We start from the raw sequence: 13,717 nt of genomic DNA on the forward strand, positions 1-13,717 counted from the left end.
ATGAAATCAGAATTACATTATATTGTTCGTCAGCCAAAAACTGAACAAGAAAATCCGCCTTTATTGCTATTATTGCATGGTTACGGAAGCAACGAAGAAGATTTATTTTCATTTGCATCAGAATTGCCTGAAGAATTATTAATTGTAAGCGCACGAGCACCATTTGACATGAGTTTTGGTGGTTTTTCTTGGTATGAAATCGTTTTGGATGCTGATAATGAGAAGTCCTCTAACTTAGAGGAAGCAAGACAATCTTTGTCAAAAATTGCAACTTTTATCGATTACATAAAAGCAACTTATAAAACGGACCCAAATAATACGTTTTTATTAGGATTTAGCCAAGGAGCAATTTTAAGTTATGCGTTGAGTTTGAATTTTCCGAATAAAGTAAATCACGTTATTGCGTTGAGCGGTTATATTAACAAAGAATTAGTTCCGGCTTCTGTTTCTGAGCTAAATATTACTACAGATTATTATATTTCTCATGGAACGGTAGATCAAGTTTTACCCATTGATTGGGCGCGAAAAGCACCTATTTATTTAAACGAAAACAACTTAGAAAATGTATATTCTGAATATCCTGTTGGACACGGAGTTGCACCGCAAAATTTTTACAGTTTTAAAGATTGGATTGTAAAAAGGTTGTAATATTTCCTATTTGCTAGTTTCCTTATTTTGCTTTAGCTTCGTTCGTTGAAAACGAATTGTAGCATATGAAATCTTATATCAACCTTTTTTTTCTAATAATAGCAACCACAATTTGTTTGAGTTGCAAAAATAAAGAAGCACAAAAACTACAATTCAATGTGCAAGTTCCGACTGCTGGAAATGCTTGGGTTCTTGAAAATAACAACTACATTCAATCGGATATTCTTACCAAAGATGGAATTCAAAATTGGGATAACAACAAAATCAGAACCTATGTTTATTTTAAAAATAAAGGCAATCTTTCTTTAGGATTGACAGCAAAAACAGCAACTAAAAACACGAAAATTAAAGTCAGTTTTAACAATACTCAAAAAGAAATTTCTTTAACAAATACGAAATTGGATAGCATTTTTATTGGCAATTATCAGATAGAAAAAGAAGGTTATTACAATATTGATTTAGAATTACTAGAAGAAAACGCTTCTATAAACATAAAAGATGTATTAATTGGAATTTTAAACACCACTCAAGTGCTTTTTATCAAAGATGAATTTTATTGGGGACGACGCGGTCCATCGGTGCATTTAAATTATTTAGTTCCAAAAAGTGTAGAAAATATTGAATGGTTTTATAGCGAATTGATGATTCCTAAAGGTCAAGATGTAATTGGCTCTTATTATATGGCAAATGGTTTTAGTGGTGGATATTTCGGAATTCAAGCAAATTCTAAAACTGAAAGACGCATTTTGTTTTCAATTTGGAGTCCGTACAAAACAGACAAACCTTCTGAAATACCAGAAGCATATAAAATAAAACTATTGAAAAAAGGAAACGAAGTTCATAGCGGAGAGTTTGGTAACGAAGGCTCTGGCGGGCAAAGTTATAAAGTGTTTTCTTGGAAAACAGGAATCAATTATGGTTTTTTGATTGGCTCAAAACCAACCAAAAATAATAGCACCATTTACACCGCATATTTTTACAATTCCGAAGAAAATAAATGGAATTTAATTGCGCAATTTAAAAGACCAAAAACGCATACATACTTAAAAGGATTGTATTCTTTTTTAGAGAATTTTATTCCAGAACAAGGAGTTTATGACAGAAAAGGGTTGTTCAGCAATCAATGGGTTTATAATAAAAATGGTTGGCATGAGCTGAACAAGATTAAGTTTACAGCAGACAATACAGCTAGAAAACAAAATCGTTTAGATTATTCTGGCGGAATTGAAAATAATGTTTTTTACTTAAAAAATTGTGGTTTTACAAACGACAACATTGAAATTGGCACTACATTTGAAAGAATAAAAACAGGAAAACAACCACAAATTGATTTTAACAAGTTCAATTAAAAACACAATCATACTCTTAACTTAACTGTAAGCAAAAAACAACAGAAAATGAAGAATGAAAACTCAAAACTTCCAACAGACCTTGTTTCAGATATTAAAACGAGACTGAAAACTTTGAGCGGACAAATCAATGGAATTGTAAAAATGCTGGATGAAGGAAAAGACCCTGAACAAATAAATATCCAATTCAAATCCATTGACAAAGGAATACAAAAGGCACATTATTTACTTTTAGATGAAGTTTATCGAAAAGCACTTGCAATTGGGATTGTTAAAGCAGTTGCTTCTTGCCCAGGAGATTGCGGAAATGAAGAAAAAATTGCATACTTAAAAAAAGAATTTCCTAATTTGGAATTGTCTGAATTAACAGACAAACTCAAAGAAATCCAAACTATAGAAAACCGACTAAAAGACTTCAACGAAAAATAACTTAAAAAAAACTTGTTGACCCCCTACCTCTCGTTCTCATCTTTGTACTATTATTCATTTAAACTTCAAATAAGATGAAACGACAAGTAGAAATTTTCACAGCAGATTGCCCATTATGTGAACCTGTTGTAGCATTAATAAAAGAAACCGCTTGCGAAAACTGCAAAATAACGATTCACAATCTATCTGAACAGTGCGAAAGCAAAATCTGTGTAACTAAAATGGAAGAATATGATGTAAAAAGACTTCCTGCTGTTGCAGTTGATGGAAAACTAATAGACTGCTGTAAAAATGCAGAAATAACAAAAGACGATTTAGTTAACGTAGGAATCGGAAATTGTTAATTATTAACCTTAAAAGATATCAAAATGAAAATCAAAAATATATTAATCGTTTTAGTGACAATAATTAATGTTTCTATCATAACATCTTGCTCATCATCCGACAAAAAAACTGAAAAAACAATTATTGTTAAAGAATCCGATATTGTCCGAGAAAGCATTGGAGTAAATGGAATGACTTGTGTAGGTTGTGAAGTCACACTTGAAGATAATATTTCAAAAATTGAAGGTGTTGTCAGTGTAAAAGCCTCTCATACAGAAAAGAAAGCAACAATTGAATTTGATTCAACTAAAACAGATATCAAAACCATTACTAAAACTATTAAAAAATCGGGCTACAAACCTTTTAAAAACTAACTATGGAGATTTTCTTGAATTTTGGCGAAAAGATAGATGGTTATGACTACAAAGTCATCAATGAAAGAGATGCAAGAGCAAGTGCAGGAATAATGTTTTTGCTTGGTGTTTTAAGTCTTTTCTCAGTTCACCTTTATAGAACTATATTTTGGGCTGAACTCTTTTCAATTACTTTCATCATAGAGTTTATTGTAAGAATTCTAATAAACCCAAGATATGCACCATATATGCTAATTGGAGGTTTAGTAGTTAGTAATCAACAACCTGATTGGGTAGAAGCAAAACCAAAAAGGTTTGCTTGGTTATTAGGTATGGTTTTAGGAGTAATTATGACTTATTATATCATTTTTGACATTATTACACCTATAAGACTTGCTATTTGCTGGTTGTGTCTATTTTTAATGTTTGTTGAATCTGTTTTCGGAATTTGTTTGGGTTGTCTTCTATATAAAAAACTCAAATGGAAAACTTACAATTGCCCAGGCGGAATCTGTGATGTTCCCTCACCGCCATACAACAAAAGGAAATTGGTAATAATTGCAGCCTTTTTAGGTCTCTTCTTTCTGACTTATGTGTCATTGAAATCATATAAATTTAATGAAAAACCAAAAATTATTATTATCAAAGAATAAGCTAAAAAGAAGAATGCTAGCAAGTAAAACTGTATAAAAAATAATAGCGGTTTTAGTACTAAATCAAAGGTCGTGGTATTATCCTTGCACAAGTTTTAGTAGTAATATGAAAGATAGGCTTCTTGAAATAAATGGCTATTCTTACACTAATCGTACGTTGGCGAAGCATAAAAAAATTACACTTTAATTTTCAATCCATCAAAAGCCAAAAACACATTTTTGGGTAATGCTTTTTGAACTTCGTTATGAAAACCTAATTTGTGGCTAATATGAGAAAAGTAAGCACGTTCTGGATTTATTTCTGCTACAAATTCTAAAGCTTCTTCTAAATTAAAATGGGTAGGATGCGATTCTTGTCGCAATGCATTTACAACCAGTACTTTTACACCTTTTAATTTTTCTTTTTCTGTATCAGAAATTGTTTTTACATCTGTTAAATATGCAAAATTTCCAAAACGATAACAGGTTACAGGCAACGTTCCGTGCAAAACTTCTATGGGTGTAACTTCTACTCCATCTAAATAAAAAGCGGTATCATCAATTATATTTACGGCAACTTTTGGAGCTCCAGGATATCTGTTTTTTGTAGTAAAAATATATTCAAACCGTTGTTGTAAACTTTTCAACGTTCTTTTATCCACATAAATTGGCACCTCTCCCATTTGATAACTAAACGGTCTTACGTCATCAAAACCTGCTGTATGATCAGAATGTTCATGTGTAAACAAAACTCCATTGATGCTTTGTACGTTTTCTCGCAACATTTGTGTTCTAAAATCTGGACCACAATCCACAATATAATTTATGTCATCCCAAGAAACCATAATAGAAGAACGCAAACGCTTGTCTTTTATGTTTTTAGACAAACAAACCGGATGATTATTTGTAATCATTGGTATTCCTTGTGAAGTTCCGGTGCCTAAAAAAGTAATTTTCATAAACGATAAGAAGTGTTCTATACACGTACAAAAATAAGATAAAATTTGACTAGAAAAGCTTAATTTTAGTACATTTGTTTTATAAAATTTTATCCATGGGAATTACGTTAAAAGGAGATCAAAAAATTACCGCAGTACCATCAACTAAAAGCAAATCGTTGCGTGTAAATTTAAATGCACATATTTATGGAACTTTTGCAGAAATAGGAGCTGGTCAAGAAACGGTGCGTAATTTTTTTAGAGCTGGTGGAGCTTCTGGAACAATTGCAAAAGCAATGAGCGCGTATGATAAAGATTTTTCTGATGCGATTTACGGAGTTGAATCTGACAATCGGTACGTAACTGAGCCAAGATTAAAGACAATGCTTTCTCATGAAATTGAGCTGATTGAAGAACGTTTGAGTAGGAAAAAACATCCAGATAAATTATTTTTTAGTTACGCTAATACAGTTGCTACGATAAATTTTAGCAAAAAATTTAAAGGTCATGGTTGGGTTGGAGTTCGTTTTCAATTAGATCCTTTAGAAGAATACAACGAGATTGTATTGCATTTGCGTTTTAAAGAAACCGACGCTCGTCTGCAACAAGAAACCCTAGGTATTTTAGGTGTAAATCTAATTTATGGCGCGTTTTACATGAATGACAATCCAAAGGAATTGGTGAAATCCTTTTACGACAACTTAAGTAAAGATCAATTAGAAATTGATATGGTTAATTTCTCTGGACCACGTTTTATGTATGTTGACAATCGTTTGATGAGTTTACAATTGGTTAAAAATGGTATGACAAATGCTGTGATGTTTGATTCTGACGGACACAATTTATTGCCAGCACAAGTTTTATATAAAAAGAACATTTTGGCTTTACGTGGTAGTTTTAGACCCGTAACCAAAGTAAATATGGATATGTTCGAAAAATCTAAAGAACTCTTTTTTAGCGAACGCAAAGTAGATCCAAAAAACTCACAAATCATTTTTGAAATTACCTTAGCAAATTTAAGAGCTGAAGGAGAAATTAATGAACGAGATTTCTTAGACAGAGCAGAATTATTATGTTCTCTTGGTCAGAGTGTAATGATTACAAATTTTCAAGAATATTATAAATTGGTAGAGTATTTTAGTGAATTTACTAAAGAAAGAATGGCTTTAGCAATGGGCGTTTACAATCTAATTCAGATTTTTGACGAAAAATATTACCGCAATGTTAGTGGCGGAATTTTAGAAGCTTTCGGCAAACTTTTTTACAGAGATTTAAAAGTATATATGTATCCGTATAAAGATGAAGAAACTGGAGAATATATTACGAGTGAAAATCTAAAAGTGCATCCAAGAACAAAAGAATTGTACAAGTTCTTTAAACATAACGGAAAACTAATCGACATTAAAGATTACAATCCAGAAATACTACACATTTTTTCTAGAAGAGTTCTAAAAATGATTCATAACAACCAAGCTGGTTGGGAAAAAATGTTGCCAGAAGGAATTGCCGAATTGATAAAAAAAGACAGACTTTTTGGATACATTAGAAGAAAAAAAGCAGTTAAGTAATTTTTAACTTAAACCTTTTTGCTTTCTTAGTGTCTAAAACAAAAACGACTAGTTGGTAGACGAAATACACTTTATAGAACGGTTACGAAATGTTCAAACTAAAGAAAAAGCCTTTAGAGAGTTAGTTGCTACTTATAAAGAACGCTTGTATTGGCATATTCGTAAAATTGTTATTTCTCATGATGATGCAGATGACGTATTGCAAAATACTTTTATCAAAATTTTTAGAGGCATCGATAATTTTAAACTAGAAAGTCAACTTTTTTCTTGGATGTACAGAATCGCAACAAACGAATCTATTAGTTTTATCAATAAAAGAGCAAAAGAAAAAAATGTTGATATTTCTGATTATCAACATAGCTTAACATCTAATTTAGATAGCGATCTTCATTTTGATGGAAATCAGATTCAACTCATATTACAAAAAGCAATCAAAAAATTACCAACAAAACAGCAATTGGTTTTTAATATGAAGTATTTTGATGAATTAAAATACAAAGAAATATCAGAAATATTAGAAACATCGGAAGGCGCTTTAAAAGCATCTTATTTTCACGCAGTAAAAAAAATTGAAGATTATATAAAAAATAATGCACATTAATTAAACCTTTGAAAGACTTTACAGTCTAAGAATTAAATGGATACAAAAAACAAATATAGTTTAGAACACATAAAGAGTACTACTCAGAATAAAAGCGGGTTTTCTACACCAGAAAATTACTTTGATTCTGTAGAAGATGCTGTGTTCTCTGAGATAAGAGCGCAATCGTTTTCTAAAGAAAATGCATTTACGACTCCTAAAAACTATTTTGAAAATTTTGAAGATTCATTATTTACTAAAATTGATTTCCCTCAAAAAGAAGTAAAAGTAATTTCGCTAAAATCTAGATTGTTACAAATAATTCCTGCCGCAGCTGCAGCAAGTGTGTTGCTTTTTATTGGATTGAATTATTTTACATTTTCAGATACAACTTCTTTTGATTCTATTTCTTCTGAAGATTTAGAAAATTGGTTAGATGATAGTTATATCAACGATGCATCATCAACCGTTAATTTTGTGGATGCCGATTTTAAAGACAGCAATGCACTAGAAGAAGATGCATCTATAAAAGATGAAGATATATTAGAGTATTTAAACACCATAGATAATACTGCATTATTAACCGAAATAGAATCGTAATGAATAAAAAAACATACATATTTACACTTATTTTTTCGCTACTTATAAGTATGCAACTATTTTCGCAAGAAAGAGGAAGCAATCAAAAAATTAAAGCTTTAAAGGTTTCTTATATTACAGAAAAACTAGTATTAACACCAGCAGAAGCTGCTAAATTTTGGCCTGTATATAACAAGTTCGAGAAAGAACGCTATCAATTATATCATGTAGAAAGAGCTAAAATGAAAAAGAAGATTGAAGTTTTAGGCGGAATTGATAAATTAACAGAAAAACAAGCTGAAGCTTTTACAAAAGACATGCTTGCTTTAGAAAAGTTAGATTATGATACAAATGTTAGATATCAAATTGCTCTTAAAAAAGTAATTTCTTACAAGAAAATGATAAAATTACAAATCGCAGAAAGAGATTTTAATAGACAACTCTTTAGAAGATATAAAAACCGAAAATCAAAAGATAAAAAATAAGCTATATCATAAAAAAAGGAGAACTAATTAGTTCTCCTTTTTTTTGTTATTTCTTATCTATTAATGCTAAACAAACAAATAATTCTGGTTTGTTAGAGGTAAATTGCTTAATCCAAATTGTCAACTCAGCTACTTCATGCGGCAACAATCTTTTTAATGCTTTCTCTAGCTCTTTACAGAATAAATCTGCGTTAAAACTTACTTTCTTTAGTACGGTTTTACTGTACTCAAACATTGCTCTTGCCATACTTAATTTCAGGGTATTATCAAGTTAAACGACTCAACTTTCATTTTAGTATTAAACTGACATAAAAATACAAAAAAAATCATCTTTTTTCAAAGATGATTTTATAAAAATACGTTAAATAACGTTTATATTTTATTCAATTTTTCTACCAAAGCATTTGCTTTCGCTTCTAACTCAGTATTAATTGCTTTGTAGTGAGCTCTTTTGTTTTCTACTCCTTTTGCATGTACTTTTTCTATTAATATATCAAAAGACTCAATTGCTTCATCTATAATAGCTTCCGTTTTCTTTGAGTTTGCAGGAGTTAACATTTGAGCGATATAACACTCTTCAATAATATCTCCTAGAGTATAATTAATATCTTTTTTTAAATTTTTTACGCTTGCCATAATTCTTCTTTATTTTGGATGCAAATTTACTATAAATTATTGACTTAAAATGTAATAATTATATTACATTTTTTCATACATCGTTCTTAATTTTTTTCTTGTGATTGTTTTTTGCCAATCTTTACCTAAAGCGTTTTCCCAAAGTGGAACTAAACTTAAAGAAACATCAATCATTGTATCAAACTCTTTGTCTGTTAGGTTTTTACACAATCCTTTAGGAATATCAATATTGTGCTTTTTAACCATTAGTTTAAATTCTGCAACTCCTTCTGGGTAAAACTCCTCTAATTGATCAAAAACAATACAGTTTCCGATTCCGTGTTTAGTTCCTAAAAGATACGAAAGTCCATAACTCATAGCATGTGCAACTCCAACTTGAGAATATGCAATACTCATACCTCCATGCCAAGAAGCCATCATTAATTCGTCTTGACTTTCTTCATCACGAATGTCTTTTTCTATATATACTTTTCTACATAAATCCAACGATTTCTCTCCGTAACTCTGACTAAATGTGTTTAAAAAAGTTCCTGTTAGCGATTCTATACAATGTATATAACAATCCATTCCTGTGTAAAACCATTGGTTTGTTGGAACATCTTTACATAATTCTGGGTCTAAAACTACTTGATCAAATGGTGTATAATCAGAATTCATTCCTAATTTACGTTCTGGTCCAGTTAAAACTGTGGTTCTAGAAACCTCTGCTCCTGTTCCAGATATTGTTGGAATCCCAACATGATATACTCCTTGTTTTTTAACCAAATCCCAGCCTTGATAATCTGCAGAACTTCCTGGATTTGTTAACATCAAAGCAATTGCTTTTGCGTAATCTAACATCGTTCCTCCACCAATTCCGATAATTCCAGACGGAATTTCATCAAACTCAGCAACTAAATCATCCCTATAACCATCAACATATTTTGTTTTTGGCTCTTCCTCTGCACTAACGTATATAATTTTATCATTAAAATGCAACGGAATTCTACTGATTAACCAGTCGTTTCCTTTAAAAACATCATCAACAATAAAGATAAATGGTGCTTTTTCGCTTGTACGTTCTGGTGTTAAAATTTCATCTAATTGATTAAAACATCCTCTACCGAAAACTACGCGAGGAACCATTGGGAAATTTCTAAAACTCATTGTGTTTAATTTATTTGTTACAAAAATACATCAATCTAAAGAAAAGTACGTATTTCTGATAATTTTTTTACTGTTTTATAGTCTGTTATTGATTGTTCTTTTGTAGAAACTTCTTCATGCGCCCAAGTTGTATGAAACGGAACGTGAATTGCTGAGGCACCAATGTTTACCAACGGAAGAATATCTGATTTTAACGAATTTCCAATCATTAATAATTGTTTGGATTTAATATCTAAATGTGATATTAATTTCTGATAATCTGCTTCTTTTTTATCCGTCATCACCTCTATGTGATGAAAATATTTTAACAACCCAGATTTTTCTAATTTCCGTTCTTGGTCTAACAAATCGCCTTTTGTAGCAACAATTAATTTATACTTTCCATATAATGATTTTAAAACACCTTCAACTCCATCAAGTAATTCGATTGGTTTTTCTAGCATTTCTTTCCCAATTTGTAAGACCTGTGCTATTTTTTGTTGACTGATTTTATAGTTCGAGATTTCTAAAGCACTTTCTACCATAGACAACATAAATCCTTTTACACCATAACCATAAATAGAAAGATTTTTGATTTCGGTTTTAAACAATTCTTGATCTATTTTATTTTCTGTTTCATACGCAGCTAATAATTTCGCAAATTGTTGTTCTGCTTCTCTAAAATACGTTTCGTTTACCCAAAGCGTATCATCAGCATCAAAAGCGATTACTTTTATTTTTTTATACATTTTCTAAAATTAAAAAAACTCATAAAATAAATTCTTATCTGTTCGAGCGGAATCGAGAACTCATTAAAAGCTAAATTTAAATAACATCTCGACTCCGCTCGATGAGACAATGAAGAAGTTTAATCTTTTAAATATTTTTGTGCTTTAATCAAATCTTCGGGAGTATCAATTTCGATGCCCATAAAATCTGTTTCTACCATTTTTATTTTCTTACCGTATTCTAAATAACGGATACATTCAATTTTCTCCGTCGCCTCTAAAGAACGCATTGGCAAATGATAAAAATCTAAAATAGCTTGTTTTCTAAACGCATAAACTCCGATATGTTCAAAATAACGCGCACCCGCATTTTTATCTCTTGGATACGGAATTGGAGAACGAGAAAAGTACAAAGCAAAATCGTGTTCATCTACTATTACTTTTACGTAATTAGGATCTGTAATATCTTTCCAATCTGTAATTTCTTGCATTAACGAAGCCAAATCTATTTGATCAGCATCATCTCCTTTAAAAACTTTTAAAACATCCTCTAAAGGTTGTTTTTTTACAAATGGCTCATCGCCTTGCACATTGACAACAATATCTACCTCTAAATTTTCAACAGCTTCAGCGATTCGATCAGAACCGCATTCGTGTTCTTTAATACTCATGATTGCTTTTCCTCCAAACTTCTCCACTTCATCTTTAATGATTTCACTATCAGTAACTACATACACATCATCAAACAATGCTGTTTTTACAGTTGCTTCATAGGTTCTAACAATTACAGGTTTACCGCCTAAATCTGCCATTAATTTTCCAGGAAATCGAGTTGCTCCATAACGAGCCGGAATCATTGCAATAATTTTCATTCTTTATGAATTTTATTTTTAAAAATGAGATTCCTGCCTTACTGAATCTAGTTCAGCATAAATCGCAGGAATGACCTTAATTTATAATACTGATTTAATTGCCGCAACCATGTTTGCTGCTCTTTCATTTACTTGTGCTTCTGTCCACGATAATTTTATCAAACAAGAAATATTTCTTGAAATTAAATCATCAGATTGCGGGAATTTAGCCGTATTTAAATCTTGCATTCCGTTTACAATTTGATCTGATAATGGAAATAAAGAAACTTGATCCTTTAAATGATTCCATTTGCGCACATAATGCCAATCGTTTTCGTAATAATTCCAATAGGCATCAACACCGTGTTCTTTAAAAGCTTTCACCACTTTGTCTGTCAATTCTTTAGTAGCCATAAAAAATGATAAAAACCCTGCGCTATCTCCAGCTTCATCCGGAATTCTTCTAAAAGTAACTTCTGGAATTGTTTTTAAAGCATCTTTTAATACTTTTTTATTTTTACGTTGTGTTTCCACAAATCCATCTAAACGTCTAACTTGTGCCAAACCAACAGCAGCATTTAATTCTGAAATTCTAAAATTGTATCCTAAAAAGGGATGCGATTCTGCGCCTCTATCATTCCCAACATGATCGTGACCGTGATCTGTATAATGATCAGCATTTACTGCTAAATTTGGATCGTTGGTAACCATTGCACCACCTTCACCACAGGTAATTGTTTTTACATAATCAAAAGAAAAACAACCTGCATCGCCTATTGTTCCTAGTTTATTTCCTTTATAAGAACCTCCAATTGCCTGACAAGCATCTTCTAATAAAATTAAATTGTATTTGTCGCATATTGCTTTTAACGCATCTAAATCTGCCATAGAACCACACATATGAACGGGCATTACAACCTTTGTTTTTGGTGTAATTGCAGCTTCCACAGCTTTTGGATCTAAAGTTAAGGTATCATCTATTTCTACTAAAATCGGAGTTGCTCCGGCAGCTAAAATAGATTCGAAACTTGCCACAAAAGTAAACGTTGGCATAATTACTTCGTCTTCTGCTCCAACTCCTAACACTGCTAACGCAACATTTAAAGCAGTTGTTCCGCTACTTGTTAATTGCGCGTGTTTAACGCCTAAGTTATTTTGTAATTCTTGTTCTAATTCTTTTGCTTTCCAATGTCCATTTCTGGCACCATCAAATCCGTAACGCATTAAAACTCCACTTTCTAAAACATCGTTTACTTCTTTGCGTTCTGCATCTCCAAATAATTCAAATCCTGGCATTTTTATAAATTTTAAATGAAGCATCAAAGATAAAGAATTAATCCTTGATTTTTATCACAGATAAAAGCGAATACTTGAACTTCTATTTTATATAAATCTCTAGCAATTCTGAAGTTTCATCCGAAGTAATAGAAAATTCTTTAAAACAAGCGGGAACTAAAAGTGTTTCTCCGAAGTTTAAAACTTCGTTATTTCCATTATGATGAAAAATGGCTGCGCCTTTTACACACATATAAATGACAAAGGAATCTTTATCTGAGTGGTTTACAGAAAACTCTTCATTAACCGATAAAATATTTGTGGTAAAATAAGGGCACGAAATAATCTCTGACGCTGTGTTTTTTTCTTTTTGATAGGTGGTTTTATAAGAATTTTGTGCCGTATAATCAATGGCATTTAATGCTTCTTCGGTGTGTAAATCTCTCGATTTTCCTTGTGAATCTATCCTGTCCCAATCGTAAATTCTGTAGGTAATATCAGATGTTTGTTGAATTTCTGCTAACAAAACTCCTGCACCAATTGCGTGCACTCTTCCGGTTGGAATAAAATACACATCGCCTTCTGCAACTTTATCAACATTTAAAATTTCTAACAATGTTTTGTTTTCTAAATGCTGTAAATATTCTTTTGATGAAACTTCTTTTTTAAAACCGACAATCAAATTTGCTTTTTCATCGGATTGCATTACATACCACATTTCTGTTTTTCCGAACGAATTATGACGTTCTTTTGCCAATGCATCATTTGGATGTAACTGAATGCTCAACGCTTCTTTTGCATCAATAAATTTAATTAAAAGCGGAAATTTTTCTCCAAATGCTTGATAGATTTTTTCTCCAACTAATTCGCCTTTATAATCAGCAATTAATTGTTTTAAATCAATTCCTTTTAAATTTCCGCTTGCAACAACAGAAGTATCATTTTTTACATCAGAAATTTCCCAGCTTTCGCCAATATCTTTTTTATCAGATCTTTTAGACAAGACTTTCATCAACTTTTCGCCGCCCCAAAGTTTCTCTTTTAAGATGGGATCAAATTTTAAAAACTGGTTGATTTTCATAAAATATTTCTTGATTAATTTTAAGCAAATTTACATCAATTATAAAACTTATAATTCTAAATAAAAAATAATTAACTTTGAGATGATAATCAACTAAAAACCAGACTTATAAAACCACGATAAAATTCAATATTTA

Annotated in this window: 18 protein-coding genes; 10 read left to right on the forward strand and 8 right to left on the reverse strand. The window is 31.1% G+C overall.

Annotation, left to right across the window (positions count from 1 at the left end; genetic code table 11):
* The 6 genes from KCTC32516_RS11365 (at position 1) to KCTC32516_RS11390 (ending at position 3,756) form a co-directional block, all read left to right on the forward strand.
* Positions 1–648 (forward strand): alpha/beta hydrolase, encoded by a 648-nt coding sequence (locus tag KCTC32516_RS11365; RefSeq protein ID WP_301400643.1) that lies wholly within the window; start codon positions 1–3, stop codon positions 646–648.
* Between the two features lie 116 nt (positions 649–764).
* Positions 765–1,997 carry a DUF3472 domain-containing protein gene (locus KCTC32516_RS11370; protein WP_301400644.1) on the forward strand — a complete coding sequence of 411 codons (1,233 nt, stop codon included), beginning with the start codon at positions 765–767 and terminating at the stop codon, positions 1,995–1,997.
* 48 nt (positions 1,998–2,045) lie between these two features.
* The gene (locus KCTC32516_RS11375) at positions 2,046–2,426 is read left to right on the forward strand and encodes a metal-sensing transcriptional repressor (RefSeq protein ID WP_301400647.1); all 381 of its coding nucleotides are present in this window, start codon (positions 2,046–2,048) and stop codon (positions 2,424–2,426) included.
* A 74-nt stretch (positions 2,427–2,500) separates the two neighbouring features.
* Entirely contained in the window at positions 2,501–2,770 is a 270-nt protein-coding gene (locus KCTC32516_RS11380) for a thioredoxin family protein (RefSeq protein ID WP_301400650.1), read from the forward strand.
* Positions 2,771–2,794: 24 nt separating this feature from the next.
* On the forward strand, positions 2,795–3,124 hold the full coding sequence (locus KCTC32516_RS11385; protein WP_301400653.1) for a cation transporter: 330 nt from the start codon (positions 2,795–2,797) through the stop codon (positions 3,122–3,124).
* Positions 3,125–3,126: 2 nt separating this feature from the next.
* Entirely contained in the window at positions 3,127–3,756 is a 630-nt protein-coding gene (locus tag KCTC32516_RS11390; RefSeq protein WP_301400656.1) for a DUF4395 domain-containing protein, read from the forward strand.
* 176 nt (positions 3,757–3,932) lie between these two features.
* Here the strand turns inward: KCTC32516_RS11390 and KCTC32516_RS11395 are convergent, their stop codons facing one another.
* Complete coding sequence (locus KCTC32516_RS11395) at positions 3,933–4,694, reverse strand: MBL fold metallo-hydrolase (RefSeq protein WP_301400659.1); 762 nt, start codon at positions 4,692–4,694, stop codon at positions 3,933–3,935.
* 95 nt (positions 4,695–4,789) lie between these two features.
* On the opposite strand from KCTC32516_RS11395, the gene KCTC32516_RS11400 reads away from it, so the two are divergent.
* From KCTC32516_RS11400 to KCTC32516_RS11415, 4 genes are read left to right on the forward strand one after another with little or no spacing between them, the layout of a single operon-like run.
* Entirely contained in the window at positions 4,790–6,241 is a 1,452-nt protein-coding gene (locus tag KCTC32516_RS11400; protein WP_301400662.1) for a TonB-dependent receptor, read from the forward strand.
* 52 nt (positions 6,242–6,293) lie between these two features.
* Complete coding sequence (locus tag KCTC32516_RS11405; protein WP_301400665.1) at positions 6,294–6,842, forward strand: RNA polymerase sigma factor; 549 nt, start codon at positions 6,294–6,296, stop codon at positions 6,840–6,842.
* A gap of 36 nt (positions 6,843–6,878) precedes the next feature.
* Positions 6,879–7,421 (forward strand): hypothetical protein, encoded by a 543-nt coding sequence (locus tag KCTC32516_RS11410; protein ID WP_301400668.1) that lies wholly within the window; start codon positions 6,879–6,881, stop codon positions 7,419–7,421.
* Positions 7,421–7,885, forward strand: a complete 465-nt coding sequence (locus KCTC32516_RS11415) for a sensor of ECF-type sigma factor (RefSeq protein WP_301400672.1) — start codon at positions 7,421–7,423, stop codon at positions 7,883–7,885. Before KCTC32516_RS11410 ends, KCTC32516_RS11415 begins: the two co-directional genes overlap by 1 nt.
* 46 nt (positions 7,886–7,931) lie before the next feature.
* Here KCTC32516_RS11415 and KCTC32516_RS11420 read toward each other — a convergent pair whose 3' ends face one another.
* The 7 genes from KCTC32516_RS11420 to KCTC32516_RS11450 all read right to left on the reverse strand — a co-directional run bounded on the left by KCTC32516_RS11420 (position 7,932) and on the right by KCTC32516_RS11450 (position 13,581).
* Positions 7,932–8,132: a hypothetical protein gene (locus tag KCTC32516_RS11420; RefSeq protein WP_301400675.1), complete on the reverse strand. Its 201-nt coding sequence runs from the start codon at positions 8,130–8,132 to the stop codon at positions 7,932–7,934.
* A gap of 125 nt (positions 8,133–8,257) precedes the next feature.
* A complete protein-coding gene (locus KCTC32516_RS11425; RefSeq protein ID WP_301400678.1) occupies positions 8,258–8,521 on the reverse strand; it encodes a hypothetical protein in 264 nt (87 codons plus the stop codon).
* A gap of 63 nt (positions 8,522–8,584) precedes the next feature.
* Positions 8,585–9,667 (reverse strand): iron-containing alcohol dehydrogenase family protein, encoded by a 1,083-nt coding sequence (locus KCTC32516_RS11430; RefSeq protein ID WP_301400680.1) that lies wholly within the window; start codon positions 9,665–9,667, stop codon positions 8,585–8,587.
* Positions 9,668–9,702: 35 nt separating this feature from the next.
* Complete coding sequence (locus KCTC32516_RS11435; protein ID WP_301400683.1) at positions 9,703–10,395, reverse strand: HAD family hydrolase; 693 nt, start codon at positions 10,393–10,395, stop codon at positions 9,703–9,705.
* Positions 10,396–10,514: 119 nt separating this feature from the next.
* Positions 10,515–11,246 (reverse strand): 3-deoxy-manno-octulosonate cytidylyltransferase, encoded by a 732-nt coding sequence (gene kdsB / locus KCTC32516_RS11440; RefSeq protein WP_301400686.1) that lies wholly within the window; start codon positions 11,244–11,246, stop codon positions 10,515–10,517.
* An 81-nt stretch (positions 11,247–11,327) separates the two neighbouring features.
* Positions 11,328–12,521, reverse strand: coding sequence for a DegT/DnrJ/EryC1/StrS family aminotransferase (locus KCTC32516_RS11445; protein ID WP_301400689.1), 1,194 nt, complete (start codon positions 12,519–12,521; stop codon positions 11,328–11,330).
* Positions 12,522–12,603: 82 nt separating this feature from the next.
* Positions 12,604–13,581: a type I phosphomannose isomerase catalytic subunit gene (locus tag KCTC32516_RS11450; protein ID WP_301400692.1), complete on the reverse strand. Its 978-nt coding sequence runs from the start codon at positions 13,579–13,581 to the stop codon at positions 12,604–12,606.
* Positions 13,582–13,717: the final 136 nt, after the last annotated feature.

Source organism: Polaribacter huanghezhanensis (genome assembly GCF_030444335.1).
GTDB classification, from domain to species: Bacteria; Bacteroidota; Bacteroidia; order Flavobacteriales; family Flavobacteriaceae; genus Polaribacter; species Polaribacter huanghezhanensis.

Coding starts and splice junctions, on each gene's coding strand:
- KCTC32516_RS11410 (WP_301400668.1), top strand. CDS start 6,879: ATGGATACAAAAAACAAATATAGTTTAGAACACATAAAGAGTACTACT.
- KCTC32516_RS11450 (WP_301400692.1), bottom strand. CDS start 13,581: ATGAAAATCAACCAGTTTTTAAAATTTGATCCCATCTTAAAAGAGAAA.
- KCTC32516_RS11430 (WP_301400680.1), bottom strand. CDS start 9,667: ATGAGTTTTAGAAATTTCCCAATGGTTCCTCGCGTAGTTTTCGGTAGA.
- KCTC32516_RS11415 (WP_301400672.1), top strand. CDS start 7,421: ATGAATAAAAAAACATACATATTTACACTTATTTTTTCGCTACTTATA.
- KCTC32516_RS11385 (WP_301400653.1), top strand. CDS start 2,795: ATGAAAATCAAAAATATATTAATCGTTTTAGTGACAATAATTAATGTT.
- KCTC32516_RS11365 (WP_301400643.1), top strand. CDS start 1: ATGAAATCAGAATTACATTATATTGTTCGTCAGCCAAAAACTGAACAA.
- KCTC32516_RS11375 (WP_301400647.1), top strand. CDS start 2,046: ATGAAGAATGAAAACTCAAAACTTCCAACAGACCTTGTTTCAGATATT.
- KCTC32516_RS11395 (WP_301400659.1), bottom strand. CDS start 4,694: ATGAAAATTACTTTTTTAGGCACCGGAACTTCACAAGGAATACCAATG.
- KCTC32516_RS11380 (WP_301400650.1), top strand. CDS start 2,501: ATGAAACGACAAGTAGAAATTTTCACAGCAGATTGCCCATTATGTGAA.
- KCTC32516_RS11400 (WP_301400662.1), top strand. CDS start 4,790: ATGGGAATTACGTTAAAAGGAGATCAAAAAATTACCGCAGTACCATCA.
- KCTC32516_RS11420 (WP_301400675.1), bottom strand. CDS start 8,132: ATGGCAAGAGCAATGTTTGAGTACAGTAAAACCGTACTAAAGAAAGTA.
- KCTC32516_RS11435 (WP_301400683.1), bottom strand. CDS start 10,395: ATGTATAAAAAAATAAAAGTAATCGCTTTTGATGCTGATGATACGCTT.
- KCTC32516_RS11445 (WP_301400689.1), bottom strand. CDS start 12,521: ATGCCAGGATTTGAATTATTTGGAGATGCAGAACGCAAAGAAGTAAAC.
- KCTC32516_RS11390 (WP_301400656.1), top strand. CDS start 3,127: ATGGAGATTTTCTTGAATTTTGGCGAAAAGATAGATGGTTATGACTAC.
- KCTC32516_RS11425 (WP_301400678.1), bottom strand. CDS start 8,521: ATGGCAAGCGTAAAAAATTTAAAAAAAGATATTAATTATACTCTAGGA.
- kdsB (WP_301400686.1), bottom strand. CDS start 11,246: ATGAAAATTATTGCAATGATTCCGGCTCGTTATGGAGCAACTCGATTT.